The organism is Photobacterium sp. ABD4_091 (assembly GCF_056160145.1).
This window is the reverse complement of the sequence record NZ_JBSWWQ010000002.1, coordinates 1,158,439-1,177,125: the sequence shown is the minus strand read 5'-3', so window position 1 is coordinate 1,177,125 and position 18,687 is coordinate 1,158,439. Positions and strand designations below refer to the sequence as shown.

Sequence of the window (18,687 nt, the reverse complement as noted above, 5' to 3'; positions counted from 1 at the left end):
CTTATACCTCCTTAGGGTTTGCTAGGAAACCGGTGCGATCGCCTGTTGGGCGAGCATGGCGGTTTGCTTTGATGACTAGATTTGGTTTGGTCTTCAGCGACGAAGGTAGCGGTGCAACATCGGCGTTGGTGCCGTATTTTGCACGTAGCTCATCGATTGGACCAAACTCAAGTGCACGCAGTGGGCAAGAGCCGACACAGATTGGCTCAAGGCCCTGGCCAACACGCTCGTAACAGCCATCACACTTGGTCATGTGACCTTTTTCTGCGTTGTACTGAGGCGCGCCGTAAGGACAAGCCATTGAACAGTACTGACAGCCGATACAAGTATCGGTATCAACGATAACCAAGCCGTCTTCTTTACGCTTGTGCATGGCACCTGATGGACAAACCTTGGCACAGGCTGGCTCATCACAGTGGTTACAGGCAATTGACAGGTAGTAGGAGAATACGTCCTGACGGAAAGTCTCGCCTTCTTTTACCCAGTTACCACCGGTGTACTCATAAACGCGGCGGTAGTTAACGCCGATGTCTGAGTCCTTGTTATCTTTGCACGACAGCTGACAGGTCTTACAGCCGGTGCATTTGCTTGAATCAATATAAAAACCGTATTGTTTCATGGTTTAAACCTTATGCTTTTTTCAGCAGTTGCACGTCGACTAGGTTGGTGTGTTGCGGGTTACCTTTTGCCAGCGGGCTAGGGCGCTGGGTAGTCAGTACGTTAATGCTACCGCCGTGGTCAACACCTTTCTTATCCGGTGCGTACCATGCACCTTCACCCAGCGCTACAACACCTGGCATCATGCGAGGGGTTACTTTGGCTGTAAGGTGAATTTCACCGTGCTCATTGAAGATACGGATTTGGTCATCATTCTTGATGCCGCGCTGATCTGCATCCATCGGGCTCATCCACATCTGCTGTGGCGCAGCTTCTTTTAGCTGCTCAACGTTACCGTAAGTCGAGTGGGTACGAGACTTGTAGTGGAAACCAGTAAGCTGTAATGGGTAGTCCTTACGCTTAGGATCGTCCCAACCGTTGAAGGTTGACGCGTATACCGGAAGCGGGTGGATCACATCGCCTTCAGGCAGTTCCCATTCAGCCGCAATGTTGGCAAGACGCTCAGAGTAGATCTCGATTTTGCCCGATGGCGTAGCCAGTGGGTTGTTTTCAGGATCTTTGCGGAAGTCTTCGTGGGCAATAAAGTGCTCAGCTTTACGCTTGTAGATACCTTGCTCACGCATTGCATCAAAGCCTGGCAGTGTTGGGTCAAGCTCACGGGTCTGTGCGTATAGGTGGCGTAGCCAACCTTCCTGATCACGGCCTTCAGTGAACTCTTTTTCAATACCAAGGCGTTTAGCTAGCTCAGTACAGATATCGTAAATGCTACGTGCTTCAAATACCGGCTCAATCGCTTGGCTAGCAAAGATGAAATAAGGCATGTTGGCTGCTGCACCATCCATACAGAAATCTGATTGCTCAGAAGTTGTCAGGTCTGGCAGAACAATATCGGCGTACTTAGCAGAAGATGTCATGTGGTTATCAACCACAACGATCATTTCACACGCTTTGTCATCTTGTAGGATGTCGTGAGTACGGTTGATGTCTGAGTGCTGGTTGATCAGACAGTTACCTGCGTAGTTCCAGATGAACTTGATTGGCACGTCAAGCTTGTCTTTACCGCGAACACCATCAGCTTTTGCTGTCATTTCCGTTGCACGGGTAATGGCATCTGTCCACAGGAACATAGAGATAGCGGTTTTCACCGGGTTCTCAGGGATAGGGAAGCGAACAAATGGGATTGCCTGGTTACCTTCACGAGAACCAGTACCACCACCGCTTACACCGACGTTACCAGTTAGGATTGCCAGCATCGCAATTGAACGTGCCGCCAACTCACCGTTAGCGTGACGCTGTGGGCCCCAGCCTTGGAAGATGGCACATGGCTTGGTTGAACCAATTTCACGCGCAAGCTTGATGATGATATCGGCAGGGATACCAGTAATGTCTGCTGCCCAAGCTGGTGACTTCTCAGTCTGGTCTTCGCCACGGCCAAGAATGTATGACTTGTAGTCAGAGTTCGCAGGCGCAGAAGCAGGTAGCGTCTTCTCGTCGTAACCAACACAGTATTTGTCTAGGAATGGCTGATCAACCAAGTTCTCGGTGATCATTACGTGCGCCATACCCGCAACAAGTGCTGCATCCGTACCCGGACGGATTGGGATCCACTGGTCTTCACGGCCACCGGCAGTATCGGTGTAGCGAGGATCGATAACGATCATTTTGGCGTTAGAACGGGCTTTACCTTCCATCAAGTGGTGGATCTGGCCACCGCCTGACATGCGGGTTTCGGCAGGGTTGTTACCGAACTGAACGATCAGTTTGGTGTTTTCAACATCTGAGAATGAGTTATTGGCACCGTTACCGTAGGTATAAGGCATACCAGCAGCAATCTGTGCAGTTGAGTAGTCACCGTAGTGGTTTAGGTAACCGCCGCTCAGGTTCATAAGGCGCGCAATTAGCGTAGCACCTGGTGGCCATGATTTGGTGACTGTACCGCCAAGGGTACCTGTACCGTAGTTAAGGTATACCGCTTCGCTACCGTAGTCTTTGCGGATACGGTTAAGGTTGTTGGTGATCTCGTCAAAGGCTTCATCCCAGCTGATACGCTTGAACTTGCCTTCACCACGCTTGCCGACACGCTTCATTGGGTACTTCAAGCGGTCAGGGTTGTAGACGCGGCGGCGCATAGAGCGGCCACGCAGACAAGCACGGATTTGGTGGTTGCCGTATTGGTCGTCACCGGTGTTATCGGTCTCAACCCATTTGATCTCACCGTCAGAAACATGCATGCGTAGCGGGCAACGGCTACCACAGTTAACGGTACACGCACTCCAAACAACTTTTTCGTCGGTTGTAGTAGCGGCTTCGACTTTACTTGATTTAAATGGCAGGGAAACACTGCCTGCAACTGCAGCTAATCCACCTAACGCTGAGCTTGACTTAACAAAGTCTCGGCGGGTGAATTTAGGTGCCAATAGCTTTTTGAGTTGTGATTTCATGACACGACATTCTCGGTATTGACTAACAGTCCTACACTTAGTGGGTAGGTTTCTGACACGCATTTTCCGTCAGCTTGAGCGTTTAACTTTGCCGTCGATCAATAAAAGGCGGGGAATTATTTTGAATATTTATGTATTTGTAACAATGTGAATGTGGGGATTAATACGTGTAACAAGATATTACTAAATTGAGGGTGTTGATAGTGGTTATCATTTACTATCAACAATTTAAAGCGGTAAATATTGTCCTAAAGCATGTTTTCCGTGTTAGTTATCGGTTATCGTGCTTAGGAAAATGTTAATGAATAACCTAATTTAGCTGTTATTCCACTGGCATCATGAAAACTTATTGCATGATATTACATATTTTTGGAGGCGGATGTGACCATGGAGCACATTTCAACAATCGCTCGTATTCTGGGTAGCTTTTTTTATTATCCACTGACCCACGAAACGAACCGACAAGTCTGTCAGATGATTGCTGATAGTGAAGATCAAGAGGACTCTCCGTTTGCAGAATTGCTTAAAGCTGTTGAAGCGGATGGGGCTGATGATCTTGCAATGGACTTCCAGCAGTTGTTTGAAGGCTGCGAAGTGATGCCTGCGCCGCCATGGGGTTCGGTATACCTTGATAAAGAGCAAGTGATCTTTGGTGAAACCACCGTTGCTTACCGCCGCTTCCTTGCCGATAAGGAAATGTCGCTAGATACGGGCATGCGCGAGCCGGAAGATCAGTTCGGTTTGATGTTAATGGCAATGTCAAAACTGGCAGAGGCCGAAGATAGCGAAGCGATTAAGGCTCTGTTATCCGTTCACTTACTACCATGGGCGCCAAGATATCTTGAGCTTATGCAGAAAAACGCCAACACTCAGTCTTATCAGTTGCTTGGTGCGATGGCAGAGCAATGGCTGGCCTTTATTGCTGAAGAACTTGCGGTAACGGCCGTGGAGAAAAAGGTTTACTTCTAATGATTGAACGTGACGAACGATATTACAAAGCTTGCATGGAGCATTACACGGTAAGCCGACGCGGTTTGCTACGTGGCTTATTCTCCGGGGCAAACCGCGTAAAAAAAGAGGCGCAAGCCCCGGCAATCGTTCGCACGGTGCCTCGTCCTCCGGGTGCGATTGAAGAGGCCTTGTTTCTTCAAGTCTGCCAGTCATGTGATGCCTGTGAAAAGGCTTGTCCTCAGCAGGTGATTGAGCGCCCGGAGGGGTTACCGCAGTTAAACCTTGAATATAACGATTGCAGCCAGTGTGGTGAATGCCAGAAAGCCTGCCCAACACAGGCGCTTTCATCTGAGGTAACTGATATTGGTGTCAGGCCTGAATTCGCTACCCGTTGTAGCAACCGCTTGTCAGGCTATTGCGAAATGTGTGCAGAGCAGTGTCCACACGATGCTATCACTATTGAGCAGGGGCAGGTTCCTGTTGTTAATGCGGAATCTTGTGATGGGTGTGGTCAGTGCCGCACAGCATGTTATACCGGCGCTATCACCATGGCTTTTCCTAAAGCCTAAAGCTTTCTTGCCACGAAAGTTTTTTTGTCACAGCAACATTATTTGATTGGCTTCACGTGTTCCATGTAAGGTATCTGTTATTACCCAGCGGCCTTACAGGGAATGGAGCCAATGTCTATCCAGCTACAACAAATCAAACTCTATAGCAGCCAAACGAATAGTCCGAAGCCGGCTATCCGCTTATCCATTCCCAAGTTGGATATTCAGCCAGAACAGCACTGGGCTTTCTTCTGCGCCAAAGGCGATGCGGGCTCAGTGTTCGCCCAACTCTTAACTAATGACAAAGAACAGCTAAAAAGTAAGCCGAAGGAAGAACTGCAACTCGACGGCGAGATATCTGGCCTGCCTGAGAAAATAAGCTTGGTTTCCCTTGCTGAGCAACAAGCATTACTAGAGGAAGAGCTAGCGAAGGATGATACTGATTTTCTCGACAGGTTGGATAAAGGGACAAGTGTCGAACATTTAATTGCCGCTAAATGTAAAAGTCGGGACTATGTTGAAGAGCTTATCACTCTGTTTGATCTTCAGAGCCTCAGAAATAGTGGGTTCAGAAACCTGTCTACGGGCGAGACTCGCCGCGTCATGTTGGCCAGAGCACTGGCCGAACAACCAGATCTGTTGATCTTAGATGATCCGCTCGCTGGCTTAGATATTACCCATCAAGCCCAGCTCATTACGCTGATTAATCAGCTGCAAAATGATGTCCAAGTTATTCTGATCACATCGCGTGAACAGGCGTTGCCAGACAGTATTACACATGTCGGTGTTTTCGATGAGGAGAAGCTGACAGGGAGATATTCACGCAAAGAGTGGGAATCCTTGCCGCTGCTTGCTCACCTCCGGGCACAATCGGCGGAACGTAGCGAAGCCATGCTAGCGTTGATCCAACAGTACCAGCATCAAACCGACATACCCGATCCCTTAGTAGCTATACGTAATGGCAAAGTTGAGTATACCGATAAGCTTATTTTTGACGGTGTGAATTGGCAAATCAATAACCGCCAGCATTGGCAGGTAAGAGGACCAAACGGGTGTGGCAAGAGTACGCTACTAGGGCTGATATTTGGTGATCATCCCCAGTGCTACAGCAATGATATTGATATTTTCGGCATCAAGCGGGGCAGTGGCGAGAGCATTTGGGATATCAAAAAGCATATTGGTATGGTGTCTTCGGCACTCCACCTGCAATACCGGGTATCTTGTTCGGCATTGGATACTATTCTATCTGGCTTCTATGATTCTATCGGTTTATACCAGCAGCCAAGCATGGATGAAATCAAGCAGGCCAGAGACTGGCTGAAGCTGCTGTATATGGAACATCTTGCCAAGACATCTTTCAAGCAGTTGGAATATGGCCAGCAACGCTTGCTGCTGGTGGCCCGTGCGCTGATCAAGCGGCCGAAGCTATTGATCCTTGATGAGCCTTATCAGGGGCTGGACTTCCTCAATCGCCAATTGGTGAAAAATGCATTGGAGATGATTGCTAACAACAACCTCAGCCAGTTGTTATATGTCTCTCATCACCCGGAAGATGCCCTCGACAGTATCCACAACTTTGTTGATTTTGTCGGTTGTGCTGAAACGGGGTACAAAACTGTTGTTAGCCACAGTAACCCATAGTTAGCCTCAGCAACCTATAGCTATGCACGCAAGTCAGACCGCTGCATTGATTTTATAACTGTTGCGGTACTGGCGTGGCGTCATCTGCTTATAATCTTTGAACTGGCGGTTGAAATTGACTTGATTGCGATAGCCTACGCTTTCAGCAATCAGGCCGATAGGCTGGCTGGTGGTTTGCAGTAACTCTGCCGCATGGTTCAAGCGCAGTTTTTTCAAATACTGGCTAAAGCTTTCTTTGAAGTGGACGGAAAACAGCCGGTGAACACTGCTCTCGCTGGTATTCATGTGCGCGGCGAGATCGGCGAGGGTCACCATTTGGCTGAAGTGCTCTTCGAGGTACTGGCACACCTTTTCGATCTTCTCTTGATTGGCTTTCTCGGCTACGTTTTCTTTGTGTGAGCCATCAGGCTGTTTCTGTGGGGCATAAGAGAGCAGGGTATGGCTCTCTTTATCCGCAATCAAAGTGCTGAGCACCTGGAGCAGGATACCGAGCTGGGCCATTGGGGTATGGCTTGTCACACCTTCCAATAACTTAAGTACATCTTGGCAAGCGCTGTCAGAGAACTCGATACCTTTCTCGGCTCGCTTGAGCAAAGAATCGATCTTCCTCATTTCCACGCAACTAAACATCATATTGGCAATCCATTCTTTCTTGAACCAAATGATATGGGTCTCACAAAGCTGGTTGTCTTGCGTTTCTGTTGAGGTAAAGCGGTGGGGCAGACCTGGGCCAATCAGAACCATGTTGTTATCGCCAAACTCCCCTTCGTAGTGGCCAATACTGGCCTTTCCGCGAAAATGGCGATGAATCACTAACTCATACTCTTGATGGAAGTGCCACTCATAGTGTTTGTGTGGTTCTTCGATCTTGCGATAACGCCATGAGTAGCCCTGGCGTTGCATGACTCTTTCGATAGTTGCTTGTTGCATTGAAAGCCAATCCGGGTATTAAGGAAAAGTACCAATCTTTATCAATATAGTACTGAATTTATACCTAAAGTGAATGCTTTGAAGGGATAGTACTTATAGTTGATAACTTTGGATAAGTCAGTCTTTCCCCAAAGCGTATTGTTGAGGCAAGCCATACGAGGAGCCAAAACAATGAACAAGCTTAAAAAAAAGATTAATACATTGATTACTGAAACACGCCGAGACTGCTTGGCAAGGGTTATCTGTGGCTACCAAGCAGGATACTCATGGCAGGTTCTGGGTTACAAAACCAAGAGAGATTATGAAAAAGACTTGGCATTGAGCCTTTACCGCCAGCGGGCTAAACGTCACCATACGTTATAGGTTCAGTACTTTGTCGCAGATGTATTTACCTATAGGGATAGCAGAAGTGGCGGCAGGAGAAGGCGCATTGCAAACATGGAGGCTGCGCGGGCTTTCTGCAAACAGGAAGTCGTGGACAAGGGTGCCATCATTGAGCACCGCCTGGGCACGGATCCCAGCAGGGTAGGGCTGCAAATCAGCGGTTGTTAATTGCGGGCAGTATTTGTTGACCAGCTTTAGGTAACCCGGTTTCCACCATGAGTTTTTGGTTTCAGCTAAACCCGCTTTGAGGTTATTGACTGTTACCTTCCAGAACCCTTTGAAAGTGAGCATCTCGGCAGTGTCTTTGGCACTGAAGTTGATCTTATTGTATCCCTCTCGTTTCCAGCCCTGGACAGCGTTTGGGCCAACGGTCACGGTACCATCAATCATCCGGGTAAGATGAACACCGAGGAAAGGCAGTTCTGGGTCAGGAATAGGGTAAATCAGATGGTTTACGATCTGGTTGTGCTGTGGCGCTAATCGGTAATATTCTCCGCGGTAGGGAATGATCTGAAAATTAGTATCGATATTCATCATCCGGGTAAGTCGGTCAGCCATCAAGCCAGCACAGCTTATTAAGAACCTTCCTTTTAGTTGAAAAGGCTGACCATCACTTTTGCAATCAACCACAACATTATCTGATTTTTCTTCAAGCGCTTTGACTTCAGTGCGCTTGGTAATTTCGCCACCGAGTGTGACGAATAGCTCTGCTATTTTATTCGTGATTGTTTTGTAGTCTACTATGCCTGTAGCTGTTACCAGGATTGCCCCAAGGCCGGTAATATTGGGCTCCTGTTGGCGCAATTGTTCTTGGCTTAGCAACTTCACTTCAATGCTATTTTCCAGGCACCGGTCATACAGGGCCTGCATTCTCTCTAATTCGGTTTCATTGGTGGCGACTAGCAGTTTGCCACATTGCTCGAAAGGGATTTGATGCTCATTACAAAAGGCTTTGGTCGCTTTTTCTCCCTCTTTGCAGAGTGTTGCCTTTAAGCTTTCCGGTGCATAGTAAACCCCGGCATGGATAACACCACTGTTATGACCAGTTTGGTGCGATGCTAGCTGCGCTTCTTTTTCTACGACGATTATTGATGCATTAGGCTTGCGCTGTTTGAGTTGCCAAGCTGTTGAAATACCAACAATACCACCACCGACGATGATGTAATCGTAGACCTTATCCATTAGAGTTCCTTTTGTGAGATTCCGCTAGAACTTAAACCGCTATCTTATTGATGAGTATAGGTAAACGAAGAGGCGAAAGCTGCGAGATTGACCACAGAGCATGAAATGTAAAAGCAAGGTTTTAATACTATGTGTATTGGTGAGTATTTGTTCGATTTTGTATCTGGAAAGCACCTGTCACATCATATTTAAGTGATTGAGAGTAAAGTAATTATTCAAGGTAGAGGCAAAACCGGCAGGACGCACCATACTTGTAACGTACTCCAAGCAATGCTGTTGAGTGAGGTTGCTTGGATATAGCAATAGGAGCGATCAGTGATGCTAAAGAAAGTCAGTGAGGTCGATTTTTACAAGCTGTTCACCGTGATCGGTGGCTATTTTCTTTTCTTCTTTGGTGCCGTTCATTTATTACGATGGATGAATAGTACCAATCTATTGATCTATGGGTTTGTTGTTCTTTCTGTTGTCGTCAGCGCATTGCTAATTTTGACGCTGTATAAGTTAAGGAAGAGGCGGCATTACCGTAGTTGAACTTAAAAAAGAAAGCGAACAAAGATACCCAAGCTTTTTGCAAAGCTTGGGAAGGTGTCGGATTTTATGGCTTATTGGTTAAAAGAGAAATCAACAAGCTCGACTAAATATGCCTCTTTCTTAGAGTCATTTTTCTCAATACCTTTAACGATACCTAGGGATGGGTTTACCCAGACTTCAAGGCCGGTTGGATCGCCGTTTCTAATCTCTGACAGATAATTCGTTTGCCCATTTTCTTCAGTACACATACCTGTGATTCGGTCGCGAATATAGAACTTAATGGTCTCGATTTTTTTCGACTTAACCGTGATCACCTCTTTTGAAGCGCGTGTAAAATCGAAGGTTCTTGAGATACTAAAATCATCGCATCGGGTAATGTTCTCATTACCTTCCGCTACACCGTTATCTTCTAGAATGTAATGAATGGCATTTTTAGATAAACCCGACAGTTCTGATACAAACGTCGCTTGATACTTGCCTAGTTGGGCAAGTGCAAAGTCACCGTTGGCAAAAAAGTCAGGCAGGCCCCAAGGTTGCTGATCTTTGCTGGCGTCTTCATCGATATAGGTAACAAAGTGCTTGTTAGCCATTTTGCCTGCAAAGGAGGAGTCTTGATCCTTAGGCTGGGTTAACCCTGCATCCTCGAATTCAGTAGTGTTGACTACATAGAAGCCTTCTAGACCTTCTTCGTTGGCAAGAATGTTGAGGATATCGTATTTGGCAATATCGCTGTCTTCAATTGGCTGGTACGTGCTCTTTTCATAGTTGGTATCAACTAAGGCATCATCTTCCATGAAAGATGAGTTGTATTCTTTGATCGATATTGTCGTGCTGTTGAGCTTAGCGGCATCAAAAGTTGCTCCCTTCAGGGGGAAATCAATTTTTGGTGTTGGCGCTGGTTTCTTGTCATCTGGTGTTGAGCTGCCACCACCACCGCCGCCACAACCGGTGATAAGAGAAATGATAGAAAGGCTGATAATCGTTTTTTTCATTATGAGACCGTGTAAATTGAGTTTGATAAAAGATATATAACTGTCCATGTAATGATTGGGCAGGATTATAGGTGGGGGGAGGTTTGGATATATGTCCTGAATTGTATTGATACTGTATCGGGTTAACGCCATTCTTTGGATATGGTGAGTCCATGCGTAAAGAGCGGTTGGGAGAATGAGGCTTAGAAATTGGGTAAAGAGGTTAATAGTGCAGGATTTAGCCGCTGATAAACAATTTTTACAATTGTAATGGATTGTCAGGTCTGATCTGTGTCAAAAGTTTGACTTTGAATGGATTTTAATCAAAAAAAGCCAGCAATGCTGGCTATTTTAATTCGCTATACGTTGACGTTATTTGCCAAGGTATGCGTAACCGGTCATGAAAGCAGCTTCCTGGAACTGACGAAGGCCAGTTGCGCGGAATTCGATAGCCAGTGGGTTGCGCTTCATCTTTTGCTTGATTTCTTGGCTAGTCATGAAGTCCACTTCAACACCTTCAATCAGCTGGATAGCGGCTTCAAGTTTGAAACCAATTGCGCTGCCTGCAAATTTACCACGAGTTTCACGGGTGCGGATCACAACACGATCAACTTGGTAGTCATCCAGAAGCTTCTTGAAAGTCTGCTGGAAGTTACGCATTTGCTCATTGTCCATTGAGTCTTGCATGATGAACTTTTGAGCACGGCATTCTGGAAGATCGAAAAGACCGTTACTCTGGGAAAGAAGGCAAATGATCGCCTCGTTGCTACGAAGCTCAACAGCACAAATTTTCATGTAAACACCTAATAATGTAGTTAGCAGGGTATTTTAGGCAAATGAGCAATAAATACCAGAAATTAAATAATGCTTACCGCTAGTTGTACAGTGGACCATCAATTTCTAGCTGGGTTAACAGTAAGCGGGCGTCAAGTTCAAGCTGGTGGTAGTCAGGCTCCATATGGCAGCACAACTGGTAGAACGCTTTGTTGTGATCTTTTTCTTTGATATGGGCAAGCTCATGCACCACGATCATTCTCAACAAAGGTAATGGTGCCTGCTTAAAAATAGTCGACACTCTGATCTCGTTTTTGGCCTTGAGCTTGTTGCCGTGTACGCGAGAGACAAAGGTGTGCATCCCCAAAGCATGGTTGACCATATGGATTTTGCCATCATAAGCCACTTTGCTAATAGGAGAAGACTTTCTCAGGTATTGGTTTTTCAGCTCAATAACATAGTCGTAAAGTGCCTTCTCTGACTGGACGCTATGTTGCTCTGGGTATTTTTTTTGCAAGTAGCGTTTGAGATTGCTTTGCTCTACTAGTTGGCTGACTTGGCCAACAAGTTGGTCGGGGTAACCCTGTAGGTATTTGAGTTTTTGCATTTTCGCAGCCAGGTGTCAATCAACGAGAGAATTGATGCGCGATTCTAAACATTTTGACGGATGCGGGCAATGTTAGTCTGGGTTTGCCACGCGATATGGCACTAGAATAAAAGAAAAAGGAGGCACCAAATGGAATTACGCTTACCCCCACCATTAGTTCTGATCATTACCCTTGGCTGTATGTATACCCTTGCAAGGTATTGGCCCCTTTATGAATTTTCATTCTCGGCGCAGTCAATGGTTGTTTTACTCTTTTGCCTATTGGGGACATTTCTTGGACTGGCTGCGGTTTGGTCATTCTCAAAGGCAAGAACCACGATTGACCCACGCTTTCCCAACAAAACATCCAAGCTGGTGACAACCGGCATTTACCGCTTTTCACGTAACCCAATGTACCTTGGCCTGTTGTGTTTTCTATGCGCAGCGTTTGCATATCTTTCGGCGCTTAGCCCTTTACTCATGATCGGGTTGTTTGTTTTCTACATGAACCATTTCCAGATAGCGCCTGAGGAAGCGGTGTTACAAGCAATGTTTAGCGAGCAATTTGATCAATACTGTCAACGAGTTAGGCGTTGGTGTTAATTGTATCATTTATCACTTTTTGGGACACCATATCACTTTTTTATACTACTCTTTATTTAATGATGCGTAAGGAAGAGTTGTTTGGGGGCGTTATGGAAATTATTAAAGCAATAGATAAAAATTTTCTACCTTTCATTAAGCTACCTTTAGCTTGTTTGTTTGCCAAAAGCGGCGACGTGAATTTTTTTAGCTCAAGTTTTCAATCTCATACATCTGATTTCTCAAAAGACTACAAGTGTTTAATAAGGCAAGCCAAAAGAGAAATCTCTAGTACCAAGCGAAACCTAACCCAGGCGGGTTATCAAATGACCCAAGTTGTCCGAGTAGAAGTGACACTTGCTTTGAGCATGGCTGATCAACCGCTAGATGAGCTGTATGATTTATTGCGTCCTTTTTCAGGCGAAATTGAGATACGCTATGATGAAACCGGGCTATTTTCTTCAGAACCACACCTTTCATCGTCACAGTTAATTGCCATTGATGTGCTGGCTCTTCACTGATTGGGGCGTTTGATGTATGCACTCGGGGTGCTGCCAGTGTGTTTTCGGAAAAAACTGACAAATGCACTATCGCTGGAGAAATCCAATTCGAAAGCGACAGTAGACACAGGCTTGTGCTCAGACAATAGCTCAATGGCCTTCATGAGGCGCCACTGTTGGCGCCAAGCCTGATATGGCATGCCTGTTTCCCGGCTAAAAATCCGTGAAATAGTTTTTTCGCTAGCCCCAATTGTCCGCGCAGCCTCATTGAGAGGTGACGGGGAGTTCCCTTCTTGTTGAAGTCTATCTAACCAGGCCGTGAGCCTATGGTCTGTTGGTATCGGTAGCAGTAAGGTTTCATCGGGAGCCTCTGATAGCTCTTGCCAGAATAGTGCCACTACAGCTTCTTGCTCTTTGTGAGGCATCTGCCAAGGCCAAAAAGCCATTCTTTCAATCAGCTCTCGGAGCAATGGGTTTACGCCTAAAATTCTAATTTGTTCTTCTTGTTGATTAGCCTCTGATATATCGAAATACACCGAACGGTAGGCGACGACATTTGTCATGACGGCACAGTGGCGAACGCCTGCTGGAATCCAGGCTGCACGGGTAGGGGGCAAAATACATTGTTGATTTTCAAGCGTAATAGTCATAGAGCCAGAGGGGGCGTATAACAGTTGCGCCTTTTGGTGGCTGTGCATCCCTGAATCGTGACGACCAATATTAGCAGCGATGCCGATAACTTGATTGTTGATTGTGTCCGGGTTGAATCTGTCTTGTTCGGTGATGAGTGCCATAGTGAAGAGAATGCCGCTTGGGTTTTCGTTAAATAATAGCGATAACATTCAGTTAAGTACATGTAGATGTGCATAGGTGACTTCCGCCTGCCACACAGTCAACTAAGGTATAAACTATGGAGGTAGCCGGATGCAATAAGGAGCAAACATGAGTTATGTCCATGGTATCCACCTTGAAGTTGAGCAGCTAGACGGCCTGATTTTTATGGAGCTAAAAGCCGTCGGAACCTTGACTCACGCTGATTATGAAAAGATTACGCCATTAATAGAAAGCGCTTTGGAAGGGATCGAAAATCCCATAGTGAATGTGTACTTTGACGGTACTGACTTTGAAGGATGGGATCTGCATGCGGCCTGGGATGATCTTAAGCTCGGGCTCAGGTTTGGCCGGAAATTTAACAGGGTGGCCATCTATGGCAACCAACATTGGCAAGAAGTGATGAGCAAAGTCGGGAGTTGGTTTGTGAGTGGAGAAGTGCGCTATTTTGAAGATTCTTTAGAAGCCATAAGCTGGCTACGAGAGGAGTAAGGATGGCGTGAAATAAAAAAGCGCTAACTAGTATTGCACCTATGTTTACATTAAGATGCTGATAGTTTGGGGAAAGTTAAGCAGACCCTATTTAAAAAGATAAATTTCGCTACAGGTATGGTGAAAATGAAAAGGAATGTAATTGCGTCTGGGGTTTTATTGTCGCTAGTTTCTATGCACGCATGGTGTGATGAAAGTGTTTCAGGGCAGGTGGAAGCGGCTCAAATTGATCCTGAGCGAGTCATTTCAGAGCCAGTGGCTATTGAGCCGGTTAACTCTGAGCCTGTGGTAAGTGAACCTGGGTTTCAATACTTCGTAGGCCTACGGGGTGGCGTTAACCTGGTCGGCAGTGATGATAGTGCCACCATATCCAATGGCAACATTGACTCTGATGATAACGACTCTGGCTCGTTTGGTGCGCTTGATTTTGGTGTGTATATGCCTAACGATCGAGGCAGGGTCTATTACAGTTTTGAGTATCATACATCGACGGTTAAATTCGATGGCCAGGACGCGTACGATACCAATGTTGGGCTACACCTTTTAAGTGCTGATCATATCTTCCGCCCACAGGGAAGCGTTAGGCCTTTTGTGGGGCTGCATTTTGGTTACGCATTTGCAGAAACCGATTCGGATTTTTCTGGCAACTATGATGAAAGTGGTATCGTCTTCGGTTTGCAGGCTGGTTTGGGTTGGGATGTCATAGAAGATCTAGGTTTAGAGGTCGGCTTACGTCACACGGTTTTGCCTTCTGAACGTCGCTCATGGCAGGCTGAAAACAGCGCCGGAGAGACTGTGACGGTTGAAACACAGCTCAAAGGGGTGACATCTGCTTATCTTGGCGCCACATACCGTTTTTAATGGTCTCTTGAATAGCTTGAGCGGTTTACTCAGGAATTTAGCTGCGTATAATGCCTTGCCGCAACCAGAATCAGTAAGGACTTCAGTTTGAAGCTATTTGTTAGAGATCTTACCGTCATCGATGCCTCTTATCTTTGCCAGCAGCGAGGTATGGTAGGGGAAAGTTGGATCCTCGATGTGGTGATGTCGGGCGAATTGAATGAAATGAGCATGGTGCTTGATTTCAGCCGGGTGAAAAAGCAAATCAAGCAGATTGTCGATGAGTTTGTCGACCATCGTTTGATTGTTCCTAGCCAAAACGGCGCAATTCGAACTGCAGCAACCAAACCGGGTTATGCGACCGTTGATTTGTTGCGTGGAGACAAAAGCCTTCATCTACATTGTCCAGAGCAAGCATATTGCTTTATCGACGACAATGAAGTCACTATCGAATCTGTCACACGCCATATCTACAAAGTACTGGAAGGTAAACTACCAGAGAACGTGCAGGGCTTGGAGCTAACGCTTCGCCACGAGCATATCCCTGGGCCGTTTTATCACTACAGCCACGGCTTGAAAAAGCACGATGGTAATTGCCAGCGTATTGCGCATGGTCACCGCTCACCGGTTGAGCTACTGATTAACGGCCAGAGAGATTTGGCATTGGAGCAACAGTGGGCTGAACGTTGGCAAGATATTTACCTTGGCAGTACAGAAGATGAATGCACTTTGGCTGAGCTAACCCTAAGCCAGTCAGCTGAAAGTGCTACAGAGCAGAGCCACTATGCATTTCGCTACACAGCGCCGCAGGGTGAGTTTGAGTTGGCTATCGCCAGAACTGACGTCGAGATGCTTGAAACTGATACGACAGTAGAGCTATTGGCGCAGTATATTGCTGACCAAGTCAGAGTGAATGTCGAAGTCGGTTCAACACTTGATGTCGTCGCCTATGAAGGTGTAGGCAAAGGGGCTATGGCTTCGGCTCAAGGTCAAATGAAGCGTTAATTTGTCCGAAGACGTTCGTTAAAGCAGATTTCATCAAAAGCCCCATCAACAATCTGTTGATGGGGCTTTTTGCTAATTAGAGTTGGTCTTCTATAGGGAGTAGTCCAGAAAGCCATGCAGAAAAGCGAAGGAATAGCCCAGAGTCAGGTTCTTTCCGCTTTATTATCCCGCTTAAGTCATTGTGCCACTCCAGGTTGCCGGATTCATCCAAGGCTAAACGATAGGTGTTTTTCTTTAGGTTTTTGTCCACTTGTTGATATAACAGCTCACCGAACTCGCTTGATTCAATCAAAACCCCCATTTCCGTATTCAGGTAAGCGGAGCGAGGGTCGAAGTTAAAGGAACCGACGAACAGTTTCTTGCGATCGATAATAAAGGTTTTTGCATGCAAACTGGTTCGGGAGCTACCCAACCATGAGCGTTTTTTCTTAAGGCTAGGATCGACTTTAACTTCATACAATTTGACTCCACCGGCGAGCAAGGGCTCTCGGTACTTGGCGTACCAACCATGAACCGCAAAAACATCATTTGAGGCGAGAGAATTAGTAATTATCGTGACATCGATACCCTCATCTACCGCTTGGACAAGGGCATCTGCGCCTTGTGTTGTTGGCACAAAGTAGGGTGATATAAGTAAGAGTTCGCTGTCTGCCTGCTCTAGGATTGCACTCAGCTGGTGGAGCATGAGATCTGTGTCTTCCGGCGAGTACACTTTTGAGGGCAGGTCGTAGTGTACTTCAGCTTCTCCCCAGTAAAATTCTAGTGTTTTATTTTTTATATGATCGGTGAGTGGGAGTTTCGCCATCGAGTCCATATACTCTGAGTGCTTAAAATCACGCTTGAGCTCAGTTTCCCATTCGAATACTTCTTCTGGTGTGGGCTTGGATTGCTGTTGTACTAAAGACTCAATAGGGGTCGAAGGTTTGCTGTTCCAGTAGAGGTCAAATTGAACTGAAATATCAGTGATAGCATCACCGACCATAAGAATATCAAAGTCACCAAAATCAATAGCGGCATTTGCAGCGAAGTATTCATCGCCGATATTGCGCCCACCAGTGATGGAAAAAGCATTATCGGCAATTAAGGCTTTATTGTGCATTCGGCGGTTGAGCCTGTCGAAGTCACTGATGAAACCAAAAATACGTGACTTTCTGTTAACGAAAGGATTGAACAGGCGAATTTTAATATTAGGATGGCTGGACAATCTAGCGAGTGAGGTGTCGTTTCTTGACTGCATGTCATCCAGTAGAATCCTCACTCGCACACCTCGCTCAGCGGCCTGGTAGAGAGCATAGGTCATCAATGAGCTGGTGCTGTCGCTGCGGTAAATATAATACTGAAGATCAAGGCTGTGCTCGGCACTGTAAATGAGGGCCAGACGGGCGAGAAAGGCTTCTTGACCGTCACCAAGAGGATAGAAACCCGTTAGGTTTTGATAATCATCAAGATAAGGCTTAACCTGGCGTCCCAGTTCAGTTTGTGCATCAAATGGAATAGTATACGTCGGCGTTTTTTCTGCTTCAGGCAAGGATGAGCAACCGAAAAATGAAAAAAATCCGATAATGAGAACAACGTATTGAACAAAGCGCAGCAAATTAATTCAAACCTTATAGTTATAATTTTCTATAAACATAGGTTTTAATTGTAGTAATTACCATGTTTGTTGCCTAGTTACAGACTTGAAAACTGTGCTAGAACTTTTGATAAATCGTAACAAGAAGCCAGATTTTTACAAATGACTAGTATAAAAAATGCTTATGGGACGATAGTGATTTACTCGCTTTCTCTATTGCGGATGATGCTTTGAGCTAGATTTTGAGTCCGATCTCACAAAATTCCACATGCATGAAGGTTTTGCGCTTTTATTAAAATTCATTGATATCTTGATGAAAAGTCGAGTTTTTATGATTTTTTATTTCTTATGTTCGCTTAAATTCAGCGATTAATTCTAACTTTTTCCCGAGAGCTAGATGCCTGAATTTTAAGTAGGTATTCCAATGTGCAACAACTTACGTATATTAAAAGTTAAGTCCATAAGCGTGTTTCAGCACTATAGGATGAAGTTTTAGACCGTGCTACGTAATTTTAAAAGGAGTTATTGTTATGGCTAAACGTGTATCAAATAAGCGTATTAAAGAAATTCTAGATAATGCAAAAGCGAAGAAATAAACCTTGAAAGCCTCCACTCTGGAGGCTTTCTTCTTTTGGCCCCCTCAACTATAACGCCTGACTCAGAGAAGCGACCAGTAATCCTGCCATCGCGAAGTTGAAATACCTCATTTTAGCTGGCTGCTGAAGCAAGGACTGTAACTGTCTGCCAGCAAAAGCCCATATACTCACTGAGGGGATATTCACAATAGCAAAGACCAATGAAATAAGAGCAATCCCACGCCAATCTGACGTTGTGTTGTAAATGCTGATTGTGGTGATAGCCATTGTCCATCCCTTTGGGTTCACCCACTGGAAGCCTGCTGCAGAGAAGAAACTCATTGGCTTGTATTGAGTATTATCTGAGACAGTCGGTCGACTTTTTGCAATTTTGAAAGCTAGGTAGAGAAGGTAAATTACGCTCACCGTTTGTAATATCTGGTGCAATGCCGGGTATTGTTGGAAGATGCCGACTAGCCCAACTCCCACCAGAATGACCATGAAGCTAAACCCAAAGATGATTCCCATCATATGTGGAATAGTGCGAATAAAGCCGACATTCGCACCAGAGGTCATTAACATAATATTGTTAGGCCCAGGAGTCACGGTTGAAACAAAAGCAAAGGTCACAAGAGCGAAAAGGTGTTGGTATTCCATAGTGTTGCCTAGTTGGTCTGTTCATCTTTAATCTGTATATTAATGAAAGAGTCAGGCAATTTTGTGTCTAACTTT

The 18,687-nt window shown here is 45.7% G+C and carries 19 protein-coding genes; 9 read left to right on the top strand and 10 right to left on the bottom strand.

Annotated features, from left to right (window positions below):
• Nucleotide 1: 1 nt before the first annotated feature.
• The gene (locus ACXAGQ_RS19760; RefSeq protein ID WP_107296230.1) at nt 2-619 is read right to left on the bottom strand and encodes a DMSO/selenate family reductase complex B subunit; all 618 of its coding nucleotides are present in this window, start codon (nt 617-619) and stop codon (nt 2-4) included.
• Between the two features lie 10 nt (nt 620-629).
• On the bottom strand, nt 630-3,059 hold the full coding sequence (locus ACXAGQ_RS19755) for a DmsA/YnfE/YnfF family dimethyl sulfoxide reductase (protein ID WP_475256161.1): 2,430 nt from the start codon (nt 3,057-3,059) through the stop codon (nt 630-632).
• A gap of 387 nt (nt 3,060-3,446) precedes the next feature.
• Between ACXAGQ_RS19755 and ACXAGQ_RS19750 the strand changes: the two genes are divergently transcribed.
• The 3 genes from ACXAGQ_RS19750 (at nt 3,447) to modF (ending at nt 6,199) form a co-directional block, all read left to right on the top strand.
• The gene (locus ACXAGQ_RS19750) at nt 3,447-4,028 is read left to right on the top strand and encodes a molecular chaperone TorD family protein (protein ID WP_107296232.1); all 582 of its coding nucleotides are present in this window, start codon (nt 3,447-3,449) and stop codon (nt 4,026-4,028) included.
• Nucleotides 4,028-4,579, top strand: a complete 552-nt coding sequence (locus ACXAGQ_RS19745) for a ferredoxin-type protein NapF (RefSeq protein WP_475256160.1) — start codon at nt 4,028-4,030, stop codon at nt 4,577-4,579. Before ACXAGQ_RS19750 ends, ACXAGQ_RS19745 begins: the two co-directional genes overlap by 1 nt.
• Nucleotides 4,580-4,690: 111 nt before the next feature.
• Complete coding sequence (gene modF / locus ACXAGQ_RS19740) at nt 4,691-6,199, top strand: molybdate ABC transporter ATP-binding protein ModF (protein ID WP_475256159.1); 1,509 nt, start codon at nt 4,691-4,693, stop codon at nt 6,197-6,199.
• A 33-nt stretch (nt 6,200-6,232) separates the two neighbouring features.
• Here modF and ACXAGQ_RS19735 read toward each other — a convergent pair whose 3' ends face one another.
• Entirely contained in the window at nt 6,233-7,129 is an 897-nt protein-coding gene (locus ACXAGQ_RS19735) for an AraC family transcriptional regulator (RefSeq protein WP_475256157.1), read from the bottom strand.
• Nucleotides 7,130-7,300: 171 nt separating this feature from the next.
• Between ACXAGQ_RS19735 and ACXAGQ_RS19730 the strand changes: the two genes are divergently transcribed.
• The gene (locus ACXAGQ_RS19730; RefSeq protein WP_475256156.1) at nt 7,301-7,492 is read left to right on the top strand and encodes a hypothetical protein; all 192 of its coding nucleotides are present in this window, start codon (nt 7,301-7,303) and stop codon (nt 7,490-7,492) included.
• Here ACXAGQ_RS19730 and lhgO read toward each other — a convergent pair.
• The 4 genes from lhgO to ACXAGQ_RS19710 all read right to left on the bottom strand — a co-directional run bounded on the left by lhgO (nt 7,487) and on the right by ACXAGQ_RS19710 (nt 11,578).
• On the bottom strand, nt 7,487-8,695 hold the full coding sequence (gene lhgO / locus ACXAGQ_RS19725; RefSeq protein WP_475256154.1) for an L-2-hydroxyglutarate oxidase: 1,209 nt from the start codon (nt 8,693-8,695) through the stop codon (nt 7,487-7,489). The genes ACXAGQ_RS19730 and lhgO overlap by 6 nt on opposite strands.
• A 602-nt stretch (nt 8,696-9,297) precedes the next feature.
• Complete coding sequence (locus tag ACXAGQ_RS19720) at nt 9,298-10,218, bottom strand: hypothetical protein (RefSeq protein ID WP_475256152.1); 921 nt, start codon at nt 10,216-10,218, stop codon at nt 9,298-9,300.
• A 351-nt stretch (nt 10,219-10,569) separates the two neighbouring features.
• Nucleotides 10,570-10,992, bottom strand: coding sequence for a DUF3010 family protein (locus ACXAGQ_RS19715; RefSeq protein WP_475256150.1), 423 nt, complete (start codon nt 10,990-10,992; stop codon nt 10,570-10,572).
• A 79-nt stretch (nt 10,993-11,071) separates the two neighbouring features.
• A complete protein-coding gene (locus ACXAGQ_RS19710; protein ID WP_475256148.1) occupies nt 11,072-11,578 on the bottom strand; it encodes a M48 metallopeptidase family protein in 507 nt (168 codons plus the stop codon).
• A 129-nt stretch (nt 11,579-11,707) separates the two neighbouring features.
• Here ACXAGQ_RS19710 and ACXAGQ_RS19705 point away from each other — a divergent pair, with 129 nt between their 5' ends.
• Both ACXAGQ_RS19705 and ACXAGQ_RS19700 read left to right on the top strand, forming a co-directional pair.
• On the top strand, nt 11,708-12,160 hold the full coding sequence (locus ACXAGQ_RS19705; protein ID WP_475256146.1) for a methyltransferase family protein: 453 nt from the start codon (nt 11,708-11,710) through the stop codon (nt 12,158-12,160).
• A gap of 92 nt (nt 12,161-12,252) precedes the next feature.
• Nucleotides 12,253-12,660, top strand: a complete 408-nt coding sequence (locus tag ACXAGQ_RS19700; RefSeq protein ID WP_475256144.1) for a hypothetical protein — start codon at nt 12,253-12,255, stop codon at nt 12,658-12,660.
• Here ACXAGQ_RS19700 and ACXAGQ_RS19695 read toward each other — a convergent pair.
• Nucleotides 12,654-13,433, bottom strand: coding sequence for an AraC family transcriptional regulator (locus tag ACXAGQ_RS19695; RefSeq protein WP_475256645.1), 780 nt, complete (start codon nt 13,431-13,433; stop codon nt 12,654-12,656). The two genes, ACXAGQ_RS19700 and ACXAGQ_RS19695, sit on opposite strands and share 7 nt — an antisense overlap.
• Nucleotides 13,434-13,581: 148 nt before the next feature.
• Between ACXAGQ_RS19695 and ACXAGQ_RS19690 the strand changes: the two genes are divergently transcribed.
• The 3 genes from ACXAGQ_RS19690 (at nt 13,582) to ACXAGQ_RS19680 (ending at nt 15,807) form a co-directional block, all read left to right on the top strand.
• The gene (locus ACXAGQ_RS19690; protein WP_475256142.1) at nt 13,582-13,962 is read left to right on the top strand and encodes a SpoIIAA family protein; all 381 of its coding nucleotides are present in this window, start codon (nt 13,582-13,584) and stop codon (nt 13,960-13,962) included.
• 126 nt (nt 13,963-14,088) lie between these two features.
• Nucleotides 14,089-14,823, top strand: a complete 735-nt coding sequence (locus tag ACXAGQ_RS19685) for an acyloxyacyl hydrolase (RefSeq protein ID WP_475256140.1) — start codon at nt 14,089-14,091, stop codon at nt 14,821-14,823.
• Between the two features lie 87 nt (nt 14,824-14,910).
• Nucleotides 14,911-15,807 carry a 6-pyruvoyl trahydropterin synthase family protein gene (locus tag ACXAGQ_RS19680; protein WP_475256138.1) on the top strand — a complete coding sequence of 299 codons (897 nt, stop codon included), beginning with the start codon at nt 14,911-14,913 and terminating at the stop codon, nt 15,805-15,807.
• 76 nt (nt 15,808-15,883) lie between these two features.
• Here the strand turns inward: ACXAGQ_RS19680 and ACXAGQ_RS19675 are convergent, their stop codons facing one another.
• Nucleotides 15,884-17,401 (bottom strand): phospholipase D family protein, encoded by a 1,518-nt coding sequence (locus ACXAGQ_RS19675; protein ID WP_475256137.1) that lies wholly within the window; start codon nt 17,399-17,401, stop codon nt 15,884-15,886.
• A gap of 623 nt (nt 17,402-18,024) precedes the next feature.
• Nucleotides 18,025-18,612 carry a LysE family translocator gene (locus tag ACXAGQ_RS19670; protein ID WP_475256135.1) on the bottom strand — a complete coding sequence of 196 codons (588 nt, stop codon included), beginning with the start codon at nt 18,610-18,612 and terminating at the stop codon, nt 18,025-18,027.
• Between the last annotated feature and the right edge of the window lie 75 nt (nt 18,613-18,687).

Coding starts and splice junctions, on each gene's coding strand:
- ACXAGQ_RS19760 (WP_107296230.1), bottom strand. CDS start 619: ATGAAACAATACGGTTTTTATATTGATTCAAGCAAATGCACCGGCTGT.
- ACXAGQ_RS19755 (WP_475256161.1), bottom strand. CDS start 3,059: ATGAAATCACAACTCAAAAAGCTATTGGCACCTAAATTCACCCGCCGA.
- ACXAGQ_RS19750 (WP_107296232.1), top strand. CDS start 3,447: ATGGAGCACATTTCAACAATCGCTCGTATTCTGGGTAGCTTTTTTTAT.
- ACXAGQ_RS19745 (WP_475256160.1), top strand. CDS start 4,028: ATGATTGAACGTGACGAACGATATTACAAAGCTTGCATGGAGCATTAC.
- modF (WP_475256159.1), top strand. CDS start 4,691: ATGTCTATCCAGCTACAACAAATCAAACTCTATAGCAGCCAAACGAAT.
- ACXAGQ_RS19735 (WP_475256157.1), bottom strand. CDS start 7,129: ATGCAACAAGCAACTATCGAAAGAGTCATGCAACGCCAGGGCTACTCA.
- ACXAGQ_RS19730 (WP_475256156.1), top strand. CDS start 7,301: ATGAACAAGCTTAAAAAAAAGATTAATACATTGATTACTGAAACACGC.
- lhgO (WP_475256154.1), bottom strand. CDS start 8,695: ATGGATAAGGTCTACGATTACATCATCGTCGGTGGTGGTATTGTTGGT.
- ACXAGQ_RS19720 (WP_475256152.1), bottom strand. CDS start 10,218: ATGAAAAAAACGATTATCAGCCTTTCTATCATTTCTCTTATCACCGGT.
- ACXAGQ_RS19715 (WP_475256150.1), bottom strand. CDS start 10,992: ATGAAAATTTGTGCTGTTGAGCTTCGTAGCAACGAGGCGATCATTTGC.
- ACXAGQ_RS19710 (WP_475256148.1), bottom strand. CDS start 11,578: ATGCAAAAACTCAAATACCTACAGGGTTACCCCGACCAACTTGTTGGC.
- ACXAGQ_RS19705 (WP_475256146.1), top strand. CDS start 11,708: ATGGAATTACGCTTACCCCCACCATTAGTTCTGATCATTACCCTTGGC.
- ACXAGQ_RS19700 (WP_475256144.1), top strand. CDS start 12,253: ATGGAAATTATTAAAGCAATAGATAAAAATTTTCTACCTTTCATTAAG.
- ACXAGQ_RS19695 (WP_475256645.1), bottom strand. CDS start 13,433: ATGGCACTCATCACCGAACAAGACAGATTCAACCCGGACACAATCAAC.
- ACXAGQ_RS19690 (WP_475256142.1), top strand. CDS start 13,582: ATGAGTTATGTCCATGGTATCCACCTTGAAGTTGAGCAGCTAGACGGC.
- ACXAGQ_RS19685 (WP_475256140.1), top strand. CDS start 14,089: ATGAAAAGGAATGTAATTGCGTCTGGGGTTTTATTGTCGCTAGTTTCT.
- ACXAGQ_RS19670 (WP_475256135.1), bottom strand. CDS start 18,612: ATGGAATACCAACACCTTTTCGCTCTTGTGACCTTTGCTTTTGTTTCA.